Origin of the sequence: Paraburkholderia fungorum, assembly GCF_046027215.1 — a bacterium.
Classification (GTDB): domain Bacteria; phylum Pseudomonadota; class Gammaproteobacteria; order Burkholderiales; family Burkholderiaceae; genus Paraburkholderia; species Paraburkholderia fungorum_D.
In genome coordinates, this window is record NZ_JAQQEN010000002.1 from 1,764,840 (window position 1) to 1,787,992 (window position 23,153).

The following is a 23,153-nucleotide window of genomic DNA, read 5'->3' on the forward strand; positions in this document are numbered from 1 at the left end:
GCATCCTTCATTTCGCCCTTTTCTTCCGCCGTTCTTACTCCCATTTCCGCATGCGCTATTTCCGTCTGCTGCAATCCCTTGTCGTCGTGGCGACCCTGTCGTTCGCCGCGGTTCACGCCTATGCCGAGAAACCCGCTGTGATTCGCATCGGCGTCGCGCAGCAAGGCACCGGCGATCCCCCTACGTTCGGCGGCTCACCGGCGGCCACCGTGCAACTGCAACAGTTGCTCGAAAAAGAATTCGCTGCCGATGGCATCAAGGTCGAATGGCTGTTCTTCAAGGGCGCCGGTCCCGCGGTCAACGAAGCGATCGCCAATAACTCGCTCGACTTCGCGTATCAGGGCGATCTGCCCGCGGTGCTCGGCCGCGCCAACGGCCTGAAGACGCACCTGCTGCTCGCCTCGGGAGTACGCGCCGGCGTCAAGGTCGCCGTTCCCGCCGATTCGGATATCCGCTCGATCAAGGACCTCAAAGGCCGGCGCGTGTCGATCTTTCGCGGCACCAACCTGCAGCTCGTCGCGGACAATGCGCTCGCCGCCAACCAGCTCGATGAGCGCGATCTGCGCGTGATCAATCTCGATAACGCGAGTTCGCTTGCCGCGCTGGCGTCCAAAGGAATCGATGCGTCGGTCAACGATTACCACCTGTACAAGCTGCGCGATCAGGGGCTCGCGAAGATCGTCTACGAATCGCAGAACGATGGACCGCAGCTCACGCGTCAGGCGCATCTGCTGGTACTCGACAACTTCGATCACGCGCATCCGGATATCGTGCAGCGCGTCGTCAACGTGCTGGTCAAAGGTGCGCAGTGGTCGTCCGACGAAGCGAACCGCGACGCGCTCTTCAAGCTGTGGGCCCAAAGCGGCGTGCCCTATTCGTCCTGGCAAGCCGAATATGCGAATCAACGCCTGAAAGACCGCAATTCGCCGCTGATCGACCCGTTCATCGTCGCGCGCTATAAAGCCGTCGCGGCGGATGCACTGAAACTCAAACTGATCCGCCAGCCGGTCGATGTCGATAGCTGGTTCGAAACGAAATACCTCGACAACGCGCTGCGCGGACAACAGCTCGACCACTACTGGACGCGCTACGACGCCGCCGGCAAACCGCTCGGCTAACACCGGAACGATCACGATGAGCGAAACCGCAATCACCGTAGAAAGCCAGCGGCTTGGCCCTGCGGACGTCGCGCACCGCGCGCCTCTGCATCGCAATCCACGATTGCGTGCACTTGCCTGGCGACTCGCGCCATGGGTGCTGCCTGCCCTGTTGCTCGCCTTATGGGCGGCGGGAAGCGAGCGCGGCTGGATCGCCCCGCAAATTCTGCCGCCGCCGGCGCGTGTGCTCGACACGTTCGTGGATCTGGAGAAGAGCGGCGATCTTGCGAGCAATACGCTGATCAGTCTGCAGCGCGTGCTGCTCGGCTTCGGCGCCGGCACGCTGCTCGGCTTCGCGCTCGGCGCGGCGCTGGGTCTATCCCGCACTGTCGAAGCCTACGTGCTGCCGAGCTTCAATGCGCTCGTGCAGATTCCGGTGCTCGGCTGGCTGCCGTTTCTGCTGCTGCTCGTCGGCGTCGGTGAACCGCTGAAATACATCCTTATCGCGCATGCAGCGCTGGTTCCGGTCACCTTGAGCACGCTCCAGGGATTCAGACAAACGCCCGCCACGCTCGACGAGGTCGCGCGCGTATTCGAATACAGCGGCTGGCAACGCATCGTTTATCTCGTGCTGCCCGCCGCCGTGCCAACGCTCGCCACCGGCGTACGGCTCGCGTTCACCAAGGCCTGGCTCGCGCTGGTGGTCGTCGAACTGGTGGCGTCATCCGAAGGGCTCGGCTATCTGATCGTCTACGGCAGGCAGCTGTTTCAGCTCGATCTGGTGATGGCGTCGGTGGTCGTGGTGGGTGCCATTGGTTACGCGATGAACCGGTTGCTCGACGCACTTGAAGCGCGTTTGCGGCGCGGACAGCCGTCGGCGTTTCGCGAGTAACCGCAGCAACGGGTGCCATGCGCCGTACTAAGGAATTCACGATGAGTCTCGCTTTATTCAAACGCTTCAAGCGGCCCGGTCCCTCCGCCGTCGCGTCCTGCGACTGCAACGCGCCCGCTGCGTTCCAGCGCGCGGCGCGTCCCCGCCGACCGCTGCTCGCACGTGTCGACTGGCGCGGCGCCGTGTTGCCCATTGCCGCGATTGCGATCTGGTGGGCCGTCTCGGAAGCGCACGTGATCAAAAGCGGCTTGCTGGTGAGTCCCGCGCAGGTTCTCGCCACCGCATGGCAGCAGATCGTCAGCGGCGCGCTGCTCAAGGCCCTCTCCGCCTCGCTCGCACGCGAAGCGAGCGGCTTCGTGATCGGCGCGCTGGGCGGGCTGCTGCTAGGCAGCGCCCTGGGCTTTTCGCGGATCGCCGCGCGCATGATCGGGCCGAGCTTCGACACGTTCAAACAGATCTCGCTGTTTGCATGGATTCCCTTGATTTCGGTGTGGTTCGGTCTCGGCGACGCCGCGAAAGTCGTCTTCCTCTCGCTCGCCGCGTTGCTGCCGGTCGCCGCCCACACGTGCGACGGCATCCATGCGGTACCGCGCGCCTATATCGAAGTCGCGCGCGCCTTCCGCTACTCGCGATGGCAACTCATCCGCGCCGTGATTCTTCCGGCCGCGCTACCGTCGATCTTCACCGGCATTTACCTCGCGTTGATCTATTCGTGGCTCGCCACGCTCGGCGCCGAATATCTGCTGGTGGCTGGCAGCGGCATCGGCAACACGCTGATCGACGGCAGCGAACAGTTCCGCATGGACCTGGTGCTGTTCGGCGTGATCGTCGTCGGCGTGACCGGCTGGGGGCTCAACGCGCTGGCGCGCGCCGTGGAGCGCGCGATCTTTGCGCGCCGCTTCCAGTCAGCCGCCCGCTGACCACGCACCTTCACGCACTCTCACGCAACTTCAGGCACCTTCACTCTCTCCACCGGAACCGCCCATGGCTTCTTCGACGCTTTCCGAAGGCCTCGACATTCTTCGCGTCAGCAAGCGCTATGCACAGCAGGACGGCACGCCGCTCGCCGTGCTCGACGACATCAGCCTGCGTGTGCGCCCCGGCGAATTCGTCAGCGTGCTCGGCTCGAGCGGCTGCGGCAAGTCGACACTGCTGCGGCTGATTGCGGGCCTGGATACGGACTACAGCGGCGATATCGTCGTCGCGGGCGAAAAGGTACGCGATACATCGCTCGAACGGGGCATCGTATTCCAGGACCATCGCCTGTTTCCGTGGCTCACCGCAGCGCAGAACATTCTTGCAGCGCTGCGCAACGCGCCTTTATCGACACACGAGAAACGCGACGCCGTAGCGCAACATATCGCGCTGGTCGGCCTGAACGGTTTCGAACATGCGTACCCGCATCAGTTGTCGGGCGGAATGGCGCAGCGTGTCGCGATCGCGCGCGGTCTCGTGAACCGTCCACGCGTGCTGCTGCTCGACGAGCCGTTCGGTGCGCTCGACGCGCTCACGCGCGGCCGCTTGCAAAACGAGTTGCAGCGCATCTGGGAACACGAGCGCATCACGATGATTCTCGTCACGCACGACGTCGACGAGGCGCTCTACCTTGGCGACCGCGTCGTCACGATGGCGCCGCGGCCGGGCCGCATCAAACGGATCGTCGATGTCGCGCTACCGCGTCCACGCGAACGCCACGATCCCCGCTTCGTTCAATTACGCGACGAAGTGCTGGCCGATTTCGCCGAACACGCCGGCGATCGTAACGATAAGCCGAACGGCGGCACGCGCATCCCGGTGGCAAGTCCACCGATCACCGAATGGCGGCTCGCCTGGTGACGCACGCCGCGTCACCCATGCATACAAACACCACTTCACGGAGCAGACGATGAGCGGCGGCAAACAGGGAAAACAGCAACAACCGAAGCGACAGATCAGGCTGGGCGCTTTCCTGATGGAGACCGGCCATCATATCGCCGCATGGCGGCATCCGGATGCGCACGCGGGCGGCGGACTCGACTTCGCGCATTACGCGGAGGTCGCGCAAATCGCCGAGCGGGCCAAATTCGACACGATCTTTTTCGCCGACAGCGTGAGCGTGCGCGACACGAATCTGGCGTCGCTCTCACGCACGGCGCGCGCCGATCATTTCGAACCCTTGACGCTGCTCTCCGCGCTGTCGGTCGTAACGAAACACATCGGCCTGATCGCGACCGTGTCCACCACCTTCAACGAACCGTACAACCTCGCGCGCAAATTCGCGTCGCTCGATCATCTGAGTGGTGGACGCTCGGGCTGGAACCTCGTCACGTCGAGCACCGAATCCGAGGCGCTCAATTTCAGTTTCGAACGCCACCCCGATCATGCGGTCCGCTACGAACGCGCACGCGAGTTCTATGACGTAGTGTCGGGCCTGTGGGATAGCTGGGAGGACGATGCGTTTATCCGCGACAAGGAAAGCGGTCAATACTTCGACCCGCACAAGCTGCACGTGCTCGGGCACGCAGGCAAGCACTTCAAGGTGCGCGGACCGCTGAACGTCGCGCGCTCGCCGCAGGGCTGGCCGGTCGTCGTGCAGGCCGGCGCCTCGGAAGCGGGCCGTGAACTCGCCGCGCAAACCGCGGAGGTGATCTTCGTCGCGCATCAGACGCTCGAAGAAGCGCAGTCGTTCTATCGCGACGTCAAAGGCCGGCTCGCGAAGTACGGACGCGCGCCGGATCATCTGAAGATCATGCCGGGCATTTTTCCGATTGTCGGCCGCACCCAGGAAGAAGCCGACGCGAAATTCGCCGCGCTGCAGGATCTGATTCATCCGGAAGTCGGCCTGTCGCTGCTGTCGAACATGTCGGGCGGCGTCGACTTGTCCCAGTACCCGCTCGACGGGCCTTTGCCCGAACTGCCCGAAACCAACGGTGGCAAAAGTCGCCAGCGCTTGCTGTTCGATCTTGCCCGGCGCGATAACCTGACCATCCGTGATCTGTATCTTCGCATCGCCGGTGCGCGCGGCCACCAGCAGGTGGTGGGCACGCCGCAAAGCATCGCGGATCAGCTGCAACAGTGGTTCGAAGAGGAAGGCGCCGATGGCTTCAACATCATGTCGCCCTGGCTGCCAGGCGGCTTGACGGAGTTCGCGGAACAGGTGGTGCCGGAACTGCAACGGCGCGGACTGTTCCGCACCGAATACGAGGGAAGCACGCTGCGCGAGAATCTCGGCTTGCCGCGGCCCGCGAACCGCTATGCGGACTCGCAACGGGATGCGCTGCGCTACGGTAATTCATAGTGTATAGGGGCTAGGGGCGCTTGCTTCCGCAAGGTCGCCGGCGAAGTCATGCAGCAATGCGACTTCGCTGAGGCGCCCCTTTTTCAGCCCGCCCCCATGCGGGTTTCGTCGACGAAATGCTCCGTTGCGTCATCAAGCTTGCGGCCCTTGCGTCCGGCCGGACCATGCACGTGGAGCATCTTGACACTGGCGTGCTCGGTCGACGCGGCAGGCGGCGTCATCGAGTAACGCACTTCGCGCGCGTGGTCGCTCAATTGCAGGTTCGGATTGAACACGGAGTTGAAGCGCCATAGCATCCGCACAAAGTTCGTTTGTCCGTGCATCAGCAAATGCGCCGCTTCGCTTGCCGCGCCCCGCAGCGCGGTCCAGCCAAGATGCTTGTGGTTGAGCACCTGCTGCGTGCGCACCAGCTCGCGATAGAACTCAGGCAACGGCAGCTTCGTCGGCAGTACGGCATGCTGAATGTCGTAGAGCCGGTAATCGAGGCTCGTCAACTGGCGATGCTCGCGCAGCCAGATTTCCGTGCCCGGATAAGGCGTATTCACGCTGATATTGACGATCTCGGGAATCTCCAGGCACCACTGCCTGATCGCTTCGAAGCGGTCATGATCCCAGTCGGGATCGGCGATCAGATTGATCGCGACCGTGATGCCGAGCGAGCGTGCGAACGCGAGCGCCTCGAAATTCTTGTCGAGATCGATGCGCTTGCGAAACGCCTTGAGTCCTTCGGCATCGATCGCCTCCATGCCGATGAACATGTATTGCAGGCCCAGCTTGCGCCAGTACTCGAATACTTCTTTGTTGCGCAACAGCACGTCGCCGCGCGTCTCGAGATAGTACTTTTTATGGATGCCGCGCCGCTCGATCTCGCCGCCGATCGCCATGCCGTGGTCCGCATGCACGAATGCGACGTCGTCGACGATAAAGACGCCTGGCTCGCGAATCGACGCCAGTTCCTCGGCAACCACTTCCGGGCTGCGCGAACGATAGCTGCGTCCATAGAATGTCCACGCGCTGCAGAACGTGCAATCCCACGGGCAGCCGCGCGCGAATTCGATCGATGCGCACGGGTCCAGCACGCCGATGAAATATTTACGCCGATGCCGCAGCAGATCGCGCGCGGGGCGAACCTGATCGAGGCTTTCGGTGAAGCCGGGCGGCGGCCCTTCGCCGTCGCGGGTCACGACGCCCGGTATCGACAGCAGATCGGCGTGGCGCGCAACGGCATTCAGCAACTCGACGACCTTCGCCTCGCCCTCGCCCTTCAGCACGCAGTCGATCGAGCCGTCGGCGTGCCTGAGCATATCGGCCGCGGTGAAAGACGCGCTATGCCCGCCGACGAACACGAAGCACGTGGGCCATTGCGCCTTGATCGCTTTCGACAGATCGATGATTTCGGGAATGTTGGCAAGATAGTTGCCGGAGAAGCACACGACATCGGGACGCCATTTGCGAATCAGCCTGTCCAGATCGCGATGCGATTCGACCTGCAGGTCGAGCAGCCGCACATCGTGCCCCGCCTCGCGAATGACGGCCGCAACGGTCTCCAGACCGAGCGGTTCGAGTCGCAGAAATACGCGGGTGTACATCAAGCCACTGGGGTGTACGGCGAGCACCTTCATGAGATCTCCTGCTGATGCCACCGCGGGCGGCTCCTTATGATTCTACTGGCCATTGGCGCAGCGTGCTCGTACGCCGCTCGGCGAAGTAGTAATAGTCAGACCAATCGCTGCTGCCACGGTGAGAACTGGCGCATAGAGGCAAGCACGACGAAAACGGCGTGCGGCCATCGCGCATCCGAACGTTTCGGAAAACTGAACGCCAATGCATTCAAGTAAATAAAGACGTTGGTGCAACGTAAAGGGTATACAGTAGGCAAACTGGTCGCTAATGAGCGATCTCCCGCTTTGGAGTTCTATCATGCGATCGCCATTCAAACCTGCTCAAGCTGCACATGGCAGCGAGAGCGAGTACGCCGTCGAACGCAGGACGCGCGCCCATCTACTCGACACGGCGGATGCTCTGCGAGCAGAGAAGAGACGCGTCAGTTACGCCACGATCGATTCCAACGCCAGTAAGTGGCGCTATTCGGCTGTGGGCGAGAAAAGCTGATCGCGGTGCTTCAATTTCCCAATCCCAGCCGTAGTTACGACGCCTCCCGACATTGCGTGTGTTTCTGGGGGTATGACAATTCGCGCGAAATCACCTTCATGGTCGATGACGCCATGCTCAGAAATCTGCAACCTGGCGTTGGATCCGACGAACTGTCGGTGCTGGGTGTCTTTGACGAGTTTCGCGAAAAGGTTCTCGAGATCGCCAAGAAGCTGTATGTCGGCGGACCGCAGAATCGCTATTCGATTTCGTGAGCTTGAGTCGACAGTCGCTGTCGCGCCGCGCCACGCGCGGAACGAAAACCCCGTGCGCAGACCAATTCTTCTAAAAGTGGGAAAGCATCATGATTGATGACCAGGTAAACAAGGAAGAAATTGAGGAAAACAGGAAACGCAGAGAGATAGCGTCGCCCGCACCCGAGCATGGCGCGGCTATCGCGCCAATGCAGGATGCGGAGGCGCTCAGTGCGGAAGGGCCACCGAAGCCTTGGGGCAAGCGAGTCTGGACGTCGTTAGGAATATGGAACGCCCGTACACGTGTGCGTCACCCCGGCGCGCATAGCTAATCCGGTGTAGCGCGCTCCATGAAGCGCCGCTTCCCCCGCGCATGGCTCTGCGCGCCAGCGAGAACCCCCGCTCGGTCATCACTTCAGCAAGCTCCCCTCTCCGGCAAAGCGTCTTACTAGCGCGATGGCCTGAATTGCCATACGGTGCTATTGCACCCTGTGGAAATCTCCAAGTGACTGGAATCACTCACCGTGTACCGGTGTTTGCTCCATCAATATCAATGGCCACCGGGCCGTCCTCAGGGATTGCGTCGACATGCCCTCCATTTTCCGCTCGATCTCCTTTTCGACCGTCATTGTCGCCGTGCTGACAGCGTTGAATGTCCCTCTGGTCGGGATCGCCGCCGGACAAGCCGGCGACAGCACTGACGAGGCACATTTTCTCTCGCAGAACGACGAAGCAATGACAATGATGATGAATCACATGTCAATCAGGCCCACGGGGAATGTCGACGAGGATTTCGTTGCGATGATGGTTCCGCACCATCAGGGCGCCATCGACATGGCGCAGGCCGAACTGCGTTATGGCCACAACGAGCAATTGCGACGGCTTGCACAGGAAATCGTCGTCGACCAGCAGCAGGAAATTGTCGCGATGCGACTCGCACTCGGTCAGCCGCTTCCACCTTCCGCACCTGCACCCGATCAGCCGGCCATGCCGGATCCCTCACCGAAGGCGGGCGATCCGCCGTCCCCTGACAGCATGCAAATGAACCTGCATAGGGAGCCGCAATGAAACGCACGTCCGTTCTCGCCATCATGCTGACGGCCACCGCGATGGCCGTTGCCCAATTTTCGTGGGCTGGGCAGGCGCCAGGCTCACTGTCCGATCCGGATATACCGGTGAGCCATCGAGATCGCGTCTACGCCGCGGAACAGTTCTCGAATACGGTGTCCGTGACCGATCCGGCCGACAACCGGCTGATAGGCGTGATTCGTCTGGGTGATCCTTCACCGGGCAACTTCAGTCCGCTTTACAAAGGCCAGGTTCTGGTCCATGGCATGGGCTATTCGCCAAACCATCGCACGTTAGCTGTGGTGTCGATCGGCTCCAATTCGGTGACTTTCATCGACACACAGACTAATGCCGTGAAGCACACAACGTATGTTGGACGTTCGCCTCATGAAGCCTTCTTCACACCGGACGGCAGCGAAGTGTGGGTCACCGTGCGCGGGGAAAACTACGTTGATGTGCTCGACGCCAACACCTTCGAGGAAAAGACCCGCATCACGGTGCCTGCTGGACCTGGCATGCAGATTTTTTCCCCCGACGGCAAGTATGGATACGTCTGTTCGTCGTTCAACCCGGAGACCGAAGTCATCACGGTGGCCGACCACAAGATCGTCGCCAGGGTGAAACAGGCTAGCCCGTTCTGCCCCGATCTGGCTGCAACACCCGATGGAAAACAAGTCTGGTTCACGCTCAAGGACGTAGGCAAAACTCAGGTGTTCGATGCCCGGCCGCCTTTCGCGTTGCTCAAGACGCTCGATACGGGTCCGATCACGAATCACGTGAACATTGTGCGGAACGCCAACGGCATGTTTGCATACGTGACAGTGGGCGGACTGAACCAGGTCAAGGTGTTCCGAACCGACGACTTCTCGCAGGTCGCAACGATCCCCGTTGGAAATCTGCCGCACGGCATCTGGCCGTCAGGCGACGGGAGCCGTGTCTATGTCGGCCTTGAAAACGCCGATGCAATGACAGCGATCGACACGCTGACCAACAAGGTCATTGCCACTGTACCGATCGGTCAAGCCCCACAAGCCGTCGCCTATGTTCCGAACGCGGTGCCAGAAGGCGACGGGATGGAGAATACGCAAGCGCTCGGGGTGGCGGGACAAACCGCCCATCTTGCGCTGGTGCCGGTTGGCGCGGGCAAGCCAGCGGACGCCGCGAATCCGCCCACCACCGTCGCGTTGTTCGACCAGGGCCTGCTGCAGGTCCTTCAGGCGGCAGTCACCGGCCTGCAGGCGAGACAGCCCTATGTGCTCGCCTTATCGGACAGTCCTGACGGCAGCGGCAACCTGACAGGCCTCGCCAGCTTTATGACTAACCCGGCCGGCTCCGCGATCGTCAATACGATAGGTCAGATCCGTCAGGTCGTGACCCCCGGGACGAATCCCGGAGGCGATAAACGTCGCTACCTCGTGATTGCCCCGCAAGTGGCGGGCAAACCGGGTGCGCCGGTTCAGGTGCAAGCGCTTTAAAGGACGCCGCGTGTGGGTACAAGTATCCCGCTCGACCGCGGACGCGCCCCGCGCCCGCCCTTGCGAACCGAGTTGCCGGGCATGGGCGCCGCGCTGCCCAAACGCATCAGGAGGGCACTGCGAGCCGCGCCCTGAAAACATCGATCAGGGCGCGCACTTTCGCCGACGGATAACCGCTCGGCGGACACACCACATGAATGCCCGCGGGCGCCGTCGTCCAGTCGGGCAACAGGCGCACGAGGCGCCCGGCCTCCACGTCCGCCGCGATGGAGAAGTCTGTCAGCACACCGAAGCCACCGCCTGACAGCGTGGCTGCGCGCGCGGCGTCGGCGGTATTGACGAGCAATTCGCTGCCGCAGCGCACGCTCGTCACGTCGCCATTGCTGCGTTGCAATTCGAGCGTCAGCGGATGCGGCAGCACCGACAGCGCCACAAAAGGCCATTTCGCCAGCGCAGCCGGCGAGCGCGGTTTCCCCCATTTCTTCACGAAAGCGGGACTCGCCACGACCCATTTGACGAAGCCGCCAATTGCCACCGCCCGATAGTTCGAATCGGCGAGCCGGCCGAGGCGAATCGCGATGTCGATGCCGTCCGCGATCAGATCGACGTAACGGTCGTTGCAAATCAGTTCGACGTTGAGTTCCGGATAGGCGTGGCGCAGATCGACCAGCGCCGGTGCGACCACGAGCGTGCCGTAGTCGTTCGGCGCGCTCACGCGCAAGGTGCCGCGCACGGGCGCGCTGGCGCCCGATACCGCCGACAGCGCCTCTTCCGTCGCCTGCAGGATTCGGCAACTCGCGTCGTAAAACGCGCGGCCGCTTTCAGTCACCCTGAGCTGCCGTGTGGTTCGCACCAGCAGGCTGGCGCCGACTTCCCGTTCGAGACGCTGAATGTGTGTGCTGACCATCGCTTTCGCGAGCCCGAGGCGCCCCGCCGCCGCAGTCAGCGAGCCCGCCTCGACCACCGCCACATAAATCGCCAGCCGGTTCAGATTGACGTCCCGCACATCTGCCATGGTGGATTGTCCACTTTCGATTGACTATGTTTCGAAGCTTATCAGTCTTCTCGCGCGAGGCGGCGGCCGGTACCCTGTGCTCATTCTCATTTGAAGCCGCTCGCTTTTCCAAAGGACTCTTCCGGTGCCCATCCGCAAACCTGCCCAACCGATTCGTCTGCATACCACCCTGCTTTCCGGACACGGCCATCGCGTCAAGCTGTTTCTGACGCTGCTCGATCTGCCGTTCGAAGTAGTCGAGCTGAACATGGCCGCCGGCGACAACCGCCGCCCTGAATATCTTCAGCTCAATCCGTTCGGTCAGGTGCCGACGATCGAGGACGGAGACACGGTGCTGTTCGATTCGAACGCGATTCTGGTTTATCTCGCGAAGCGCTACGGCGACCCGTCCTGGTTGCCGGAAGACGAACTGGGCGCCGCGGCGGTGCAACGCTGGCTCTCGCTTGCCGCCGGTCAGATCGCCTACGGCCCGTGCGCCGCGCGGCTCGTGACGGTATTCGGCGCGCCGCTGCACCTCGAAACCGCGCAGAATATCGCCACCAGGCTGTTCGACGTGCTGGAGCGCGAACTCGCTGACAAGCGTTTCGCGGCCGGCGAACACGTGACGATCGCCGACATCGCGGCGCACACGTATATCACGCATGCGCCGGAAGGCGGCGTATCGCTCGATCCGTATCCGAACATTCGTGCGTGGCTGCGCCGCGTCGAGGCATTGCCGCGCTTTGTCGCGATGCCGTCGACCAAAGCGGGGCTGCTCGCCGAGTAACGGCGCGCGCACGGACCGGTGCCGCGCGATTCGCCACCAACAGAGACCGCCATGTCCGAAGCATCCCGTATCAGGCCGACCGGCTGGGACGCCGACGCCGCGCCCTTTCACGACGCTGAAATCGCCGTGCAGCAGCGCGCCGGCGTAGCGGATGAAGCGGACCGGAGCGGCCGGCGTGGCATCCGGCGCTATATGCCCGACCAGCATCGGCAATTCTTTGCGGAGCAGCCCTTCATGGTGTTCGGCGCGGTCGATGCAAGCGGGCAGCCGTGGGCAACTCTGCGCGTCGGCAAGCCCGGCTTTGTTTCGTCGCCGGATGCGCGCACGCTGCGGATTGAAGGTGGCGCGTTGCCGGGCGATCCGCTCGCCGGAAGCTGGCAGAAAGGCGCGCTGATCGGTGGCCTCGGGTTGCAACCGCAGACCCGCCGACGCAACCGGATCAACGGCGTCGTGTCGTCGGTCAACGGCGACACTATTTCGCTCGACGTTTTGCAAAGCTACGGCAATTGCGCCAAGTACATTCAGGGCCGCACGCCCGAATTCGTCGCGGATTTTGCCGCCGCTCCACAGGCCGGCGTGGAATACGCCGCTGAACTGAGCGAAGCGGATCGCGCCATGCTCTCGCGTGCCGACACGTTTTTTATCGCCAGCGCGAATCTCGCGAGCAAGGCCAAGCTCGCGCGCGGCGCGGATGTGTCGCATCGCGGCGGTATGCCGGGGTTTGTTCGCGTCGACAATGCGACTACGCTGACCACGCCCGATTTCAGCGGCAATCGCTTCTTCAATACGCTTGGCAATCTGGTGCACGATCCGCGCGCGGGTCTGCTGTTCGTCGACTTCGAGAGCCGCGATCTGCTTTACATCGCAGCGCGGGCTGAAATCATCTGGGACGGTCGGCAACTGGCGGCCTTTCCGCTCGCTGAACGGCTGGTGCGCTTTCGTATTACCGAAGTGCGCCGTAGCCGCGCGGTGCTGCCGTTTCGCTGGTCTGCCGTCGACTACGCGCCGCAATTTCCCGGCGTGAAGCCAGCGCCGGAACCTGCCGCGTCGCCATGGAAGAAACTGCGGGTCGCCGCTATCCACGACGAGACGCCGTCAATCCGCTCCTTCTATTTTGAATCGATCGACGGCACGCCGTTGCCGCCGTTCAAACCGGGCCAGTTTCTGCCGATCCATGTGCCGGTAGACAACGTCGCGTCACCGCTTCTGCGAACGTACACCGTTTCGGAAGCGAGCAACGGGCGGCAGTACCGGATCAGCGTGAAGCGCCACGGCGTTGCGTCAAGCTGGCTGCACGACCATCTTGCCGTGGGCATGAGCGTCGATACGATGACGCCGCGCGGTGCATTCACTTACGATCCCTCGAGCACACGTGCGGCGGTGTTTCTCTCGGCGGGTATCGGTATCACGCCGATGATGGCGATGCTGGATCACGCTATCGCGGCACGCGCGGCGGGCTTGCCATCGAAGCCGCTGCACTTCTTCCACGGCGCGCGCAGTGACAGCGAACGTCCGTTCGGCGCGCATCTGAAGGAACTGGCGAGCCGTTATGCGGACGTCTCGATGCATCTGTTCAATAGCGATGCCAGCGCGCCTGCCGATCCTGCAAGCTCGCCGGGACGCATCAACGTCGCGGCGCTCAAACGTCTGCTGCCATTCGACGATTACGATTTCTATCTGTGCGGTCCCGAGACATTCATGCGCGATCTGTATGAAGGTTTGCGCGCGCTCAACGTGGCCGACGAACGCATCCGCTTCGAAGCGTTTGGACCCGCCAGTGTAAAACGTAAGCCCGCCGTTTTATCCGGCACTACCGCACAGCATTCAGGCGAGGACTCCGGTCACGCAGCAGTTCTGCCGGTCGGCGGCGTCGCCGTGACGTTCGCGCGCTCGCAGCGCACGCGGCAATGGCTGCCGAAAGACGGCACGTTGCTGGAATTCGCCGAAGCATGCGGTATCGACGCGCCTTCGAGTTGCCGTTCGGGCACGTGCGGCACGTGCTCCACTCGCGTGCTGCACGGCAGCGTTGCTTACGACGATCCCGTCGAAGCCGAGATCGAACCGGGTCATGCGCTGGTTTGCATGGGCAGGCCGCGCGTCGATGAAGGTGAATCGTCGCAAGCGTTGACGCTCGATCTTTGAGCGTTTGCAATTTCAGCGCTGGCAGTTTCAGCGACTATGTACCGGCCTGCTCACGGACGATATAGTCGGCATACCAGTCCGCCCAGTTTTCGTCATGCTGGCCGGTCAGTTTCTCGTGCTCGCCGTGCGCGGCCGCAGCGCGTCGGAGCGCCCCCGCGAGCTCTATCGGCGACGTGAATGTCGTGCCGTTCGCGTCCACCCTTCCGGGCAGTCGTGCAGTCACCTCCTGGAAGACCCAGCCGTTGCCATCGGGGTCGCTAAACGAGGCGAAAGAACCATAGCTGCGCCGCGCCGGATGCGGACCGTTCACGCGCCCTGCTTCACCAGCGTGGTGGAACACGCCGCCAACGTCATGGAAAACTTCGCTCACATTGATGCCCAGATGGACAAGCTCTGCGCGGACTGCTTCCACGTCGGACACAATCAGATGAAGTCCCTGCGCCGAACCCGGCTCGTCTGTCGTGACGCCCTTGCCGAAAAGAATCGAGCATTGCGAGCCTGGGGGCGTGAAATGCACCACCCGGAACTCGTCGTCCGTTGCGATATCGACGTCGAGCCTCCAGCCTAGCCCGGCGTAGAACTGCTTGGCGCGATCGACGTCCGCGACGGGAATGACCACGATCTCCAGCTTCATGTCGACCGTCCGTGCTTTCCCAGTCGCCGTTGTCGATTCGCTGCCTGTCTGCGTATTGCTCATGTCAGGTTCCTCACGGTTGGATGAGCAAGAAGGGCCAAATCTTGTCGGTTCAAAGGATGACAAGCTTGGCGGTCCTCCTAAGTCTAGACTCAGTACGCCTTGGAGGAACGGCGAAATGTTCACCATCGCGCGTCACGTGGGCCTCCTTCTCCCCCGCTGGCGCCACGTAGTGCACCTTTTTTCCGGAGGCTGCCTGGCAGGCTCCGTTCCAGGCGGAGGTGAGCGGACGGAGCGTGAGAATCGTGAATTTTGGCCAAGGAGGCCAAGGATCAAAGTTGGGCGAGCCGCGCCAAAAAGGCGTCAACCTGGTGTTCCTCTGTGGCCCAGGACGTGACCGGACGAATCACAGAATGATCGTTATCCGACTTTCTCCAAACGTAGAAAGCGAAGTGTTGCTTCAAAGCGGAAATGGCGGCGTCCGGCAAGATTGGAAAGACCTGATTCGTAGCCGTTTCCGCCTCGAGCGCGTAACCGCCAGAGACGATCCCTGAGGCGAGCTTTGCCGCCATCGCATTGGCGTGCTTTGCATTGTCGACGAAGAGATTCCTGGCGCCAAATAACTCCTGAAACTGGATACCCAGTAGCCGCCCCTTGGCTAACATGCCGCCGCGTTGCTTGACGTGAAAAGCAAAATCCTCCGTCAACGCCGGATTGCATACAACAATTGCTTCTCCCAGAAGCGCGCCTACCTTGGTTCCACCGATCCAGAAGATGTCAACGAGCGCAGCAATATCGGCTAATGTCGCGTCGCTCCTGCTTGACGCCAATGCCGCGCCCAACCGCGCGCCATCGAGAAACAGAATCAGGCCTTGCTGCCTGGCGAGCGCCGATATCTTCCGCAGTTCCTCAAGGGAGTAGACGGTGCCTGTTTCAGTTGCATTCGACAGATAGATAAGCCGAGGCTTGGCCATGTGCGGAAAATGAGCATTGCTGGCAAGCGCGGCCTCGATATTGGCGGGCGTGAGCTTCCCGTCGACAGCGGGAACGACGATGAGCTTGTGGCCAGTTGCCTCAATCGCACCGGCCTCCCTCACCACGATATGTCCCGACTCCACTGCAATGACGGCTTCGTGCGGACGCAGGCAGCTGGAGATCGAAATGATGTTGGCCATGGTCCCGCTTGCGACGTAGTGGATCGCTCCGTCGAACGCGTCCCCCAGGTGGGCCTTGATCCGGGTCGTTGCCTCGGCAGAGTACGAATCTTCGCCGTAGGGTGCCTGCTGGATATAGTTGGATTCCGTCAGGGCGCGGAGAATGTCGGGATGTGCGCCTTCGCTGTAATCGTCAAGAAAGCTGAAAGTAGTCATTCGGTGCTTCTGCCTTGGAGGGAGGCCGCGCAGGATGGGCGCGAGGCCAAAAGCCGAAGACTACCGATCTGTTACCTGAACGCCTTGTAAAAAATTGCTGCGCCGCCGTCAGAAGCGAGCAGGCGTCACGCCGTACGCCTCGCGAAACGCCCGCGTGAAATGGCTTTGATCAAAGAAGCCAACGGCGTGCGCGATTTCCGTGATCGGCATGTTCCTGTTCGCGTTGATCAACGCCACCGCCTTTTCCAGCCGCATGCGCAGTAACCAGGCATGAGGCGTCATGCCGATAGTGCGTTTGAACAGTTTCAGGAAGCGGAATCGAGCGAGGCCAACAAGCAGCGATAGATCTTCCAGAACGATTTTGTCGGCAAGATGCGCCTCGACGAATTCCCGAACCAGCCTCATTTGCTGAGACGATAAGGCGCCGGCGATAGTTTGCGGGGACGGTTGCTTCAAACGGGCGAACAGTGATTCCAGCAATTCCAGAACGTAGGTTTCGTTCATGATCGGATCGTTCATCCCCTGCCGAAGGGTTGTGTGCATGTTGAGCAACTGATCTGCGAGGCGGCTATCTTGCAGTACCGCTGCGGCCTGGGAGGGGAAATAATGCTTGCCTGTGATTTCCTCCCCGATGCCATTCAGTAGCGCGGGCGACAGTCGAAACGTTTGCAGCGTGTACGACTCATCAGCATTAGCCACGCCATCGTGAACCTCGCCCGCAGGCATCAGCTGAATGGCGCCACGCGTGAGCAACAGGGATTCCCCACGGAACGATTGACGTTGCACGCCGCTGGAAATGAGTGCGATATGGCAGTCGAGATGATAGTGAGGCTCAAAGCGAAACTCGGCAAACCGAGCCGTGCTGAGGATCAAACCGGGGATGTCGGCTGAGTGACTGTACTGGACTTCTTCGGGCATAACTCGCCTCCGGTTCGCCGCCGATACCTTGGAGACTAGCCCCGAAAGTTGCGCTGTGAGGCCCTGATTATCCCAGCTTCCTTCCGGTCTGCACTGACTCGATCGGGAGAACCGAAAGCACGTTGAAAGTTTAAGTAAGACCTGAATGAGCACACCAACACTGCGCGCACCGGCATGGGGTCATACCGGACCGGCGCGCTGCGCGTACGATAGGAGCAGTTGACTGATGAGTCTCAGGAGGCACCATGAAAGCGGTGTGCCCACTGCACGGGCCAACGACCATCATCCGCACTAACGCGCACGGCTTTCCGGTGTATGCGTGCTGTTGCGACGACGTGCCGTATGTAACGCCCCCGGACGCGTGTACGAGGGCGCCGACACAGCGCGGGCCTGAGCCGCGACAGCCACCCCAACAACCGAAATTGAAGCGGGAATGACGCTGACGGTCAGCCTGCTGCCGGCGCGCCATGTCGCAGCCGTGGGCATGCGGGCAGTATTACTGCCCGCCTTCGCGAATCGTCAGAGCATTCTTCACCGAGGTCACGCCAGGAACACCCTTCGCGATCGAGACCGCCTTATCGATCTGTGACGGATCGGTGACGCCTCCAGCGAGCGTTATTGCACCGCCTTTCGCGAGTACGTTGATGCCCTGGGTACTGACACCCCCCTTCGAAAGCGCCTGAGACACTTTCCTGCTCAATGCCCGATTCGCCTTCCTGATGGTGGATTTCGACGCCCCTTGCGTTGCCGTGGATGTGGCAGCAGATTCGCTTCCCTGCGCCCACGCATTGACGGAAGCGACAACAATCAATGCAGCACCGGCCAGTTTGAGTGTTCTGATTGCGTTCATTTTTGTTCCAGTATCAATGAGCCAACGGAAGACCCTCTCCAGGATCCTGACGTACCGCCACTTTACAAGCATTCACGCATAGGGGTAGCCGTTGCTGCAACGCTGCGCGTTCTATCGATGGATCAAGCGCCCTGTCAGGTGCTTTTTCGGCTTTCCCGTGTGAACACAATCTCCAAACTACATCCGTTTTCGGATTTGCAATATAAAACTTTGGTCTGATAGACATCATTGGCCGCTTTACGACCGTCCGGAGTCCATCGCCGCGTCGGGCTGCGAGCGCGTGAACAGTGAAGCGCGGCTGCCGCGCCACCTTATACATGGCTCGACGCGGGTGCCAAACGGTTTGATCCGCTGTGTTCAGGTGCTGTTTTTCGAGCCGCTCATTTCCGGCTCATTTTCGGCCTTTATATTCACCCCATCGACGAGCCCCGCTGCTTCCACTAGCGACAGACAGCGTGAAGCCAACGCCCCAGTGCTCGTCGGCGCTGCCGCGACGACACCCTCACCGATCCGCGGCAAACCACACACGAGATACTGGAGACCGTCATGTTTGCATACATTCTTGAAAAGCTGGCCGACTGGTTTGACCGCTCTGAACAGTGCCGTCTGGATCACTTTCTTGCCGGATCCGCGGATCTGGCCGAGGTTGAACACCGCCTGCGCTGGGTGGAAAAAAACGGCTATCCCAGCTAGCGAGGTGCGCGTGTAATCAATGGTACGTCGTCGTGGACGACTGCAGCTTCGTGAGCACGCCACGTTTGAATCGGAACCAGCCTTGCGAGCTTTGCATGACGACTTCATCGTCTTGCCAGAACACGCGCTTGACCGTCATGCGCTTATCCGAGCGCTGCACAAGCGGCGGACGGCGGCGAAAGTCGTACAGCACCGGGCCGGAATCCGTCTGCACGAGCGAGCGCGTGACAGTGCCGTTTGCGTTGCCGACATCATCGAAATGCGTGAGCGTATTCGCGCTGAAGCGATCGAAAACTTCCTTGTCGAGCATTCCCGCGAAATCGCGGTCGACGCGCACGAATTGCAGTTCACCCGAGGGCGTGACGAACGGGCCGGACGCGTTGCTTTGCGCATGAACGCAAGTCGCGAAAGAGGTGGCTGCGAGCGCAGCGAGGAACAGTCGTCTCATGTTTCCTTCTGGATTCAGCCTGGCTCGCCGAAGCCGCGGACCCTGTTCGGTAAGCGGCCCCGCACGACAACCAATCGCGAGACCGAGCCCCGCTGATTGACCAGGCACTTCTAGACCGACTGTCAGGCGATATCGTTGATGACATTGCCGGACAACTGGGTACCGGTTCCGGCGATATGTTCGTTGATCCGCCGATGGCCGTGGTTGTCGGCAAGCGCACTCGTTGAGGGTGACACATGACTCGCAGCGGCTTTCTGATTTAGCAACGCGTGAAACGAGTTCGAAGTCTGTTGCGCCGGTGTTGAGTTCGGAGCGGTAGATTCAGTCGAGGCGGCATCACCCACGTTCGCGGTTGAAGAAGGGTCCGCCCGATATGGGGCCTCGCCCAACATTTTCCGCATACGCTCCGTGCCAGAAGCACTGAATGTGAGTGCACCTATAGTCATAAACCACCTGTAATTTGTAATCAGATCAATTGGAAATGAATGATTCCGTGGCAACGGCTACTGCGCAGCCTTCAGCCTGTCCAGGAATTCAGACTATTTCAGAGACCGTGGCCGGCCATTCTTCAGAGGAGAGGCGGAAAACTCCCTCAATTCTCTTCGCAACCGCAGCCACGCCCACTGAAGGCTTACGCAGGCGGGTCGTTTCCTTGTAGCGCCGAATTGAAGCGTTTATTAACTCTCAGGCAACGATCTCTTTTCATAGTACCTGCTGGTCGCAAGCATCACCCCAGCCAGCACGACGATGCCGGTGAGAATGCCCGACAGCCGCATTAGCGCGGGTACCGGATCGGCCGACCAATGATGGTCCTGCACGAATACCATGATGAACGCGATCGTGAATTGCCGGCCGACGTAGCTTGCGCCTTCTCGTCCCGTCTGCACGTGACATCCTATCCATACTCCAGCCGACAGCGCCAACATGCACAGAAGCGCTTGCCCCTGCATCAGCGGCAGTAGCGCCACACCAAGCGCACCGGCCAGCAGGCAGCCGGCCACGCGCTGCACCATCTTTTCCATGACCGGCTGCTGCGTTCTGTCTGCTGGCAAGCCTGCCGGCAATATCAGCACCGCGATCGCCGTGACCATTGCCTGCGCGAATCCAGGCAGATGCAAAACATAGGTAAGGACTGCAAGGATGACGATCGCCACCGCGCCCTGCAAGCCCAGCAGCATACGAGTCGGGCGCATGGATTCTGGAGACGGCGGCAGAACTGCTGCGTCAGGCGCCTCGGATTCGACGTTTGCGTGAGCGGTTGCAGGCACCGATGGCGGCCCGTTCTTCCCATACCACTTCGGCCCGAAGTGAAACACGCTCGCCACGAACAGGCAAGCGAGCGTTCCAACCATGACCTCGGCAACTCGCAGCGCGGCAAATAATGCCGTTGATCGGACTGACACGAGCCCATGCGCTTCGTACGTCACCATCAGGGCAGTCACTCCGCCCAGGACCCAGGCGTACGCCGCTCGGGAGCCGTTGGCCTGATAGATCGCTACACCGCCGATCGCCCCCAATGCGGGCACAAACAGCCACGGCCGGTCGCCGATCCAGGGCCCCACCATGGTTCCAAGCGCGGCACCGATCAGTGTGCCCACAATGCGGTGTGCGGCACGCTGCACGGAGCCGGCGAAACTCGTTTGCATGACGGCGAAGCCGCTGATTGCGGCCCACCATGTGTCTGAAAGATGCAATGCGTTTGCGAGCGCCACCGACAGCGCGACTGACAACATCGCTTCCGCACCAAATGTCGCGCGCTCACTGGAAGGCTTCCAGGCCGCCAATTCACGTCCGAGCGACGATATGGCCATCCGGCAGGTCTGAGCAAGCGTGCCCACGAGCATCATCCACACCTCCGCAGTCTCGTGCGGGTAAAGCGAGGGACCTGGACCAGCGGATCTGCCAGCCCAATGAGCAAGCCTAAGCAGCGGATCATCGGTGACCGTCGTCGCTGAGTTCCACGTTTCGTTCGTGTGCCGTCATATCCATTTAGCGAGGTGTTGGCCGGAGGTCTACGGTGTCGCCCGCCGATTGTCGGCGATCCTGGCAGATGTGTCGAATGCCCGAAATCTCCGCTTCAGCGCCTGCCCTGCCCCACCTCCAGTGCGAAATTCCTGAGCAGCATCTCACGGCTCGCGTTCAATATTTCCTCTCCGAGTTGGGGATTGGCATCGGCTACCGCCCGCGACAGGATGAGCGCGCCGACCATCTCGCTGTAGAAAGCGATCGCCTCCCGGCGCGCTTCGTGCGTCTCTCCGGATTCGCCGCGTTGTTCGGCGACGAGGCCGGTCAACGTTTCAATCATCGTCTGCAGGCCGCTTGCAAAATGCAACTGCGCCTCATGGCCGAGGCGGCGCACGTCCGCGGTGAGGCCGGCCACTGCGCAACCCTGCTCGATGTCGCCGCAATGCGTGCCGGACAGGTAAAAGTCCACCTGTCGCTTCAGGCGGTTCCCGCCCGGCTCAAGCGGCGCGGCAACCGCTTCCTTCAGGTCGCCGTTGGCCTTGTCCATCGCCGTCGCCACGACTTCAGCGGCCAACGCCTCTTTCGATTCGAAATGGTTGTAGAACCCGCCCTGCGTAAAGCCGGCGGCTTTCATCAGCGCGCTCAGGCCGACGCCATCGATTCCATGCTCACGGAACAACTTCTCCGAGGCGGCAACGATGGCCCTGCGGTTCTCCAACGTCTGCTGTTTCGAGACTCCCATCGTTCAATGCTCCACGCCGTTGTTAGGCCGATTATAGCCGTTTGCGGAAAACACAATGGTGATTGACATTGACTTTCCAGAATCGACCTGCCAAACTCAATGTCAATCACCATTGTGATTCGGTGAATCGGTAATTTCGTAGGAAGATTTCATCAACGTCGAGAGCAATCAGCCTGTGCTCCCGCCTTTCAGGCTGTGCCGGCATCACGCGCCGCCGCGCCACTCAAATCACAGGAAGCCATCATGACCCGCACCACCGACGACGCCAACAAGGCCCTCGTGCTCGAAGCGTTCGATACGCTCTTTAACCAACGCGACTACGCCGCCGCCGAGCGTTTCTGGTCGCCCGACTATATCCAGCACAGCGCACATATCGCGCCGGGGCGCGACGGTCTGTTCGACCTGATCAAAAGCCTGCCCCCGACCTTGCGATACGAGCCCGGCGTGATCGTCGCGAATGGCGATTACGTGATCGTTCATGGGCGCTTTTCAGGCAATGGACGCCCTGCCGCATGGATCGCAGCAGACATCCTGCGCATCGAGGACGGCGTGTTCGTCGAGCATTGGGACGTGCTGCAGGACGAGTCAACCGAAGCCGAATCGAAAAGCGGCCTGCCCATGTTCGGGACCCGCTTCCCGCGCTAACGCCAGCCGACATTTCCATCTGAGCCAATCATGAAACTCACGGGTAACACAGTCTTTATCACCGGCGGCGGCTCGGGCATCGGCCGCGGTCTCGCCGAAGCGCTCCACAAGCTCGGCAATCAGGTGATCATTTCCGGCCGACGCGCGGAGCGTTTGCAAGAAACCATCGATGCGAACCCCGGCATGCGCGCGGTTGCACTCGACATCACCGATCCGGCGGACATCAAGGCAGTCGCCGCCAGGCTGATTGCCGATCATCCGCAGTTGAACGTGCTGATCAACAACGCCGGCATCATGTTTCCCGATGGCGCTGACGGTCCGATCGACGACGAACTACTGAGCGCGACCGTCGACACGAACCTGCTTGGGCCGATCCGCATGACATCGGCGCTGATCGAGCACCTGAAGACTCGGGACGGTGCCGTCGTGGCAAATGTCACATCGGTACTTGGCTTTGTGCCTATGGCAATCGCGGCGGTGTACAGCGCGACCAAGGCGGCATTGCATTCGTACACGCTCTCACAACGCTATCTGCTTCGCGACAGCAAGGTCTCGCTCATCGAGATCGCGCCGCCCTGGGTTCGTACCGAGTTGATGAACAGCAGCGAGGAAGCGCGCGCGATGCCGCTAGATGCGTTCATCGCGGGCGCGATCGAACAACTGGGCATGGTGGCCATCGAGATACTCGTGGGTCCAGCCGTGGACATGCGCGCCAATCCGGGACCTGACGAGCACGCATGGGTCAACCAGTTCAACGACATGATGGCTGCCGGTTAAGCAACGCGAACCTGATCCGGTCAAGCGTGTCATG

General features: G+C 61.3%; 22 protein-coding genes. 13 read left to right on the top strand and 9 right to left on the bottom strand.

Annotated elements, in window-relative coordinates:
- The first annotated feature begins 50 nt into the window (after nt 1-50).
- From PQR27_RS28435 to PQR27_RS28455, 5 genes are all read left to right on the top strand, one after another.
- Entirely contained in the window at nt 51-1,118 is a 1,068-nt protein-coding gene (locus PQR27_RS28435) for an ABC transporter substrate-binding protein (protein WP_408526922.1), read from the top strand.
- A 16-nt stretch (nt 1,119-1,134) separates the two neighbouring features.
- A complete protein-coding gene (locus tag PQR27_RS28440) occupies nt 1,135-1,989 on the top strand; it encodes an ABC transporter permease (RefSeq protein ID WP_408526923.1) in 855 nt (284 codons plus the stop codon).
- A gap of 41 nt (nt 1,990-2,030) precedes the next feature.
- Nucleotides 2,031-2,909, top strand: a complete 879-nt coding sequence (locus PQR27_RS28445; protein ID WP_408526924.1) for an ABC transporter permease — start codon at nt 2,031-2,033, stop codon at nt 2,907-2,909.
- Between the two features lie 64 nt (nt 2,910-2,973).
- The gene (locus PQR27_RS28450) at nt 2,974-3,825 is read left to right on the top strand and encodes an ABC transporter ATP-binding protein (RefSeq protein WP_408526925.1); all 852 of its coding nucleotides are present in this window, start codon (nt 2,974-2,976) and stop codon (nt 3,823-3,825) included.
- 49 nt (nt 3,826-3,874) lie between these two features.
- The gene (locus tag PQR27_RS28455) at nt 3,875-5,266 is read left to right on the top strand and encodes an LLM class flavin-dependent oxidoreductase (RefSeq protein ID WP_408526926.1); all 1,392 of its coding nucleotides are present in this window, start codon (nt 3,875-3,877) and stop codon (nt 5,264-5,266) included.
- Between the two features lie 83 nt (nt 5,267-5,349).
- Here the strand turns inward: PQR27_RS28455 and hpnR are convergent, their stop codons facing one another.
- Nucleotides 5,350-6,888: a hopanoid C-3 methylase HpnR gene (gene hpnR / locus PQR27_RS28460; protein WP_408526927.1), complete on the bottom strand. Its 1,539-nt coding sequence runs from the start codon at nt 6,886-6,888 to the stop codon at nt 5,350-5,352.
- 486 nt (nt 6,889-7,374) lie between these two features.
- Between hpnR and PQR27_RS28465 the strand changes: the two genes are divergently transcribed.
- The 3 genes from PQR27_RS28465 (at nt 7,375) to PQR27_RS28475 (ending at nt 10,154) form a co-directional block, all read left to right on the top strand.
- Nucleotides 7,375-7,632, top strand: a complete 258-nt coding sequence (locus PQR27_RS28465; RefSeq protein ID WP_408528327.1) for a DUF1488 family protein — start codon at nt 7,375-7,377, stop codon at nt 7,630-7,632.
- 567 nt (nt 7,633-8,199) lie between these two features.
- Nucleotides 8,200-8,679 (top strand): DUF305 domain-containing protein, encoded by a 480-nt coding sequence (locus tag PQR27_RS28470; RefSeq protein WP_408526928.1) that lies wholly within the window; start codon nt 8,200-8,202, stop codon nt 8,677-8,679.
- A 23-nt stretch (nt 8,680-8,702) separates the two neighbouring features.
- Complete coding sequence (locus PQR27_RS28475) at nt 8,703-10,154, top strand: YncE family protein (protein ID WP_408528328.1); 1,452 nt, start codon at nt 8,703-8,705, stop codon at nt 10,152-10,154.
- A 106-nt stretch (nt 10,155-10,260) separates the two neighbouring features.
- On the opposite strand, the gene PQR27_RS28480 is transcribed toward PQR27_RS28475, so the two are convergent.
- Nucleotides 10,261-11,169, bottom strand: coding sequence for a LysR family transcriptional regulator (locus PQR27_RS28480; protein WP_408526929.1), 909 nt, complete (start codon nt 11,167-11,169; stop codon nt 10,261-10,263).
- A gap of 124 nt (nt 11,170-11,293) precedes the next feature.
- Here PQR27_RS28480 and PQR27_RS28485 point away from each other — a divergent pair, with 124 nt between their 5' ends.
- Both PQR27_RS28485 and PQR27_RS28490 read left to right on the top strand, forming a co-directional pair.
- A complete protein-coding gene (locus PQR27_RS28485) occupies nt 11,294-11,935 on the top strand; it encodes a glutathione S-transferase family protein (protein WP_408526930.1) in 642 nt (213 codons plus the stop codon).
- A gap of 51 nt (nt 11,936-11,986) precedes the next feature.
- The gene (locus PQR27_RS28490; RefSeq protein WP_408526931.1) at nt 11,987-14,077 is read left to right on the top strand and encodes a 2Fe-2S iron-sulfur cluster-binding protein; all 2,091 of its coding nucleotides are present in this window, start codon (nt 11,987-11,989) and stop codon (nt 14,075-14,077) included.
- A 34-nt stretch (nt 14,078-14,111) separates the two neighbouring features.
- Here the strand turns inward: PQR27_RS28490 and PQR27_RS28495 are convergent, their stop codons facing one another.
- From PQR27_RS28495 to PQR27_RS28510, 4 genes are all read right to left on the bottom strand, one after another.
- Nucleotides 14,112-14,774, bottom strand: a complete 663-nt coding sequence (locus PQR27_RS28495; protein WP_408526932.1) for a VOC family protein — start codon at nt 14,772-14,774, stop codon at nt 14,112-14,114.
- 269 nt (nt 14,775-15,043) lie between these two features.
- Nucleotides 15,044-16,081: a threonine aldolase family protein gene (locus tag PQR27_RS28500; protein WP_408526933.1), complete on the bottom strand. Its 1,038-nt coding sequence runs from the start codon at nt 16,079-16,081 to the stop codon at nt 15,044-15,046.
- A 108-nt stretch (nt 16,082-16,189) separates the two neighbouring features.
- On the bottom strand, nt 16,190-16,999 hold the full coding sequence (locus PQR27_RS28505) for an AraC family ligand binding domain-containing protein (protein ID WP_408526934.1): 810 nt from the start codon (nt 16,997-16,999) through the stop codon (nt 16,190-16,192).
- A gap of 496 nt (nt 17,000-17,495) precedes the next feature.
- A complete protein-coding gene (locus PQR27_RS28510) occupies nt 17,496-17,849 on the bottom strand; it encodes a BON domain-containing protein (RefSeq protein WP_408526935.1) in 354 nt (117 codons plus the stop codon).
- A 546-nt stretch (nt 17,850-18,395) separates the two neighbouring features.
- Between PQR27_RS28510 and PQR27_RS28515 the strand changes: the two genes are divergently transcribed.
- Entirely contained in the window at nt 18,396-18,542 is a 147-nt protein-coding gene (locus PQR27_RS28515) for a DUF3563 domain-containing protein (protein ID WP_408526936.1), read from the top strand.
- Nucleotides 18,543-18,558: 16 nt separating this feature from the next.
- Here the strand turns inward: PQR27_RS28515 and PQR27_RS28520 are convergent, their stop codons facing one another.
- From PQR27_RS28520 to PQR27_RS28530, 3 genes are all read right to left on the bottom strand, one after another.
- Entirely contained in the window at nt 18,559-18,990 is a 432-nt protein-coding gene (locus PQR27_RS28520; RefSeq protein ID WP_408526937.1) for a hypothetical protein, read from the bottom strand.
- Nucleotides 18,991-19,667: 677 nt separating this feature from the next.
- Nucleotides 19,668-20,837 (bottom strand): FUSC family protein, encoded by a 1,170-nt coding sequence (locus PQR27_RS28525; RefSeq protein WP_408526938.1) that lies wholly within the window; start codon nt 20,835-20,837, stop codon nt 19,668-19,670.
- 230 nt (nt 20,838-21,067) lie between these two features.
- Nucleotides 21,068-21,697, bottom strand: coding sequence for a TetR/AcrR family transcriptional regulator (locus PQR27_RS28530; RefSeq protein ID WP_408526939.1), 630 nt, complete (start codon nt 21,695-21,697; stop codon nt 21,068-21,070).
- A 243-nt stretch (nt 21,698-21,940) separates the two neighbouring features.
- Between PQR27_RS28530 and PQR27_RS28535 the strand changes: the two genes are divergently transcribed.
- Both PQR27_RS28535 and PQR27_RS28540 read left to right on the top strand, forming a co-directional pair.
- On the top strand, nt 21,941-22,342 hold the full coding sequence (locus PQR27_RS28535) for a nuclear transport factor 2 family protein (RefSeq protein ID WP_408526940.1): 402 nt from the start codon (nt 21,941-21,943) through the stop codon (nt 22,340-22,342).
- Nucleotides 22,343-22,372: 30 nt separating this feature from the next.
- Nucleotides 22,373-23,119, top strand: coding sequence for an SDR family oxidoreductase (locus PQR27_RS28540; protein WP_408526941.1), 747 nt, complete (start codon nt 22,373-22,375; stop codon nt 23,117-23,119).
- The last annotated feature ends 34 nt before the right edge of the window (nt 23,120-23,153 follow it).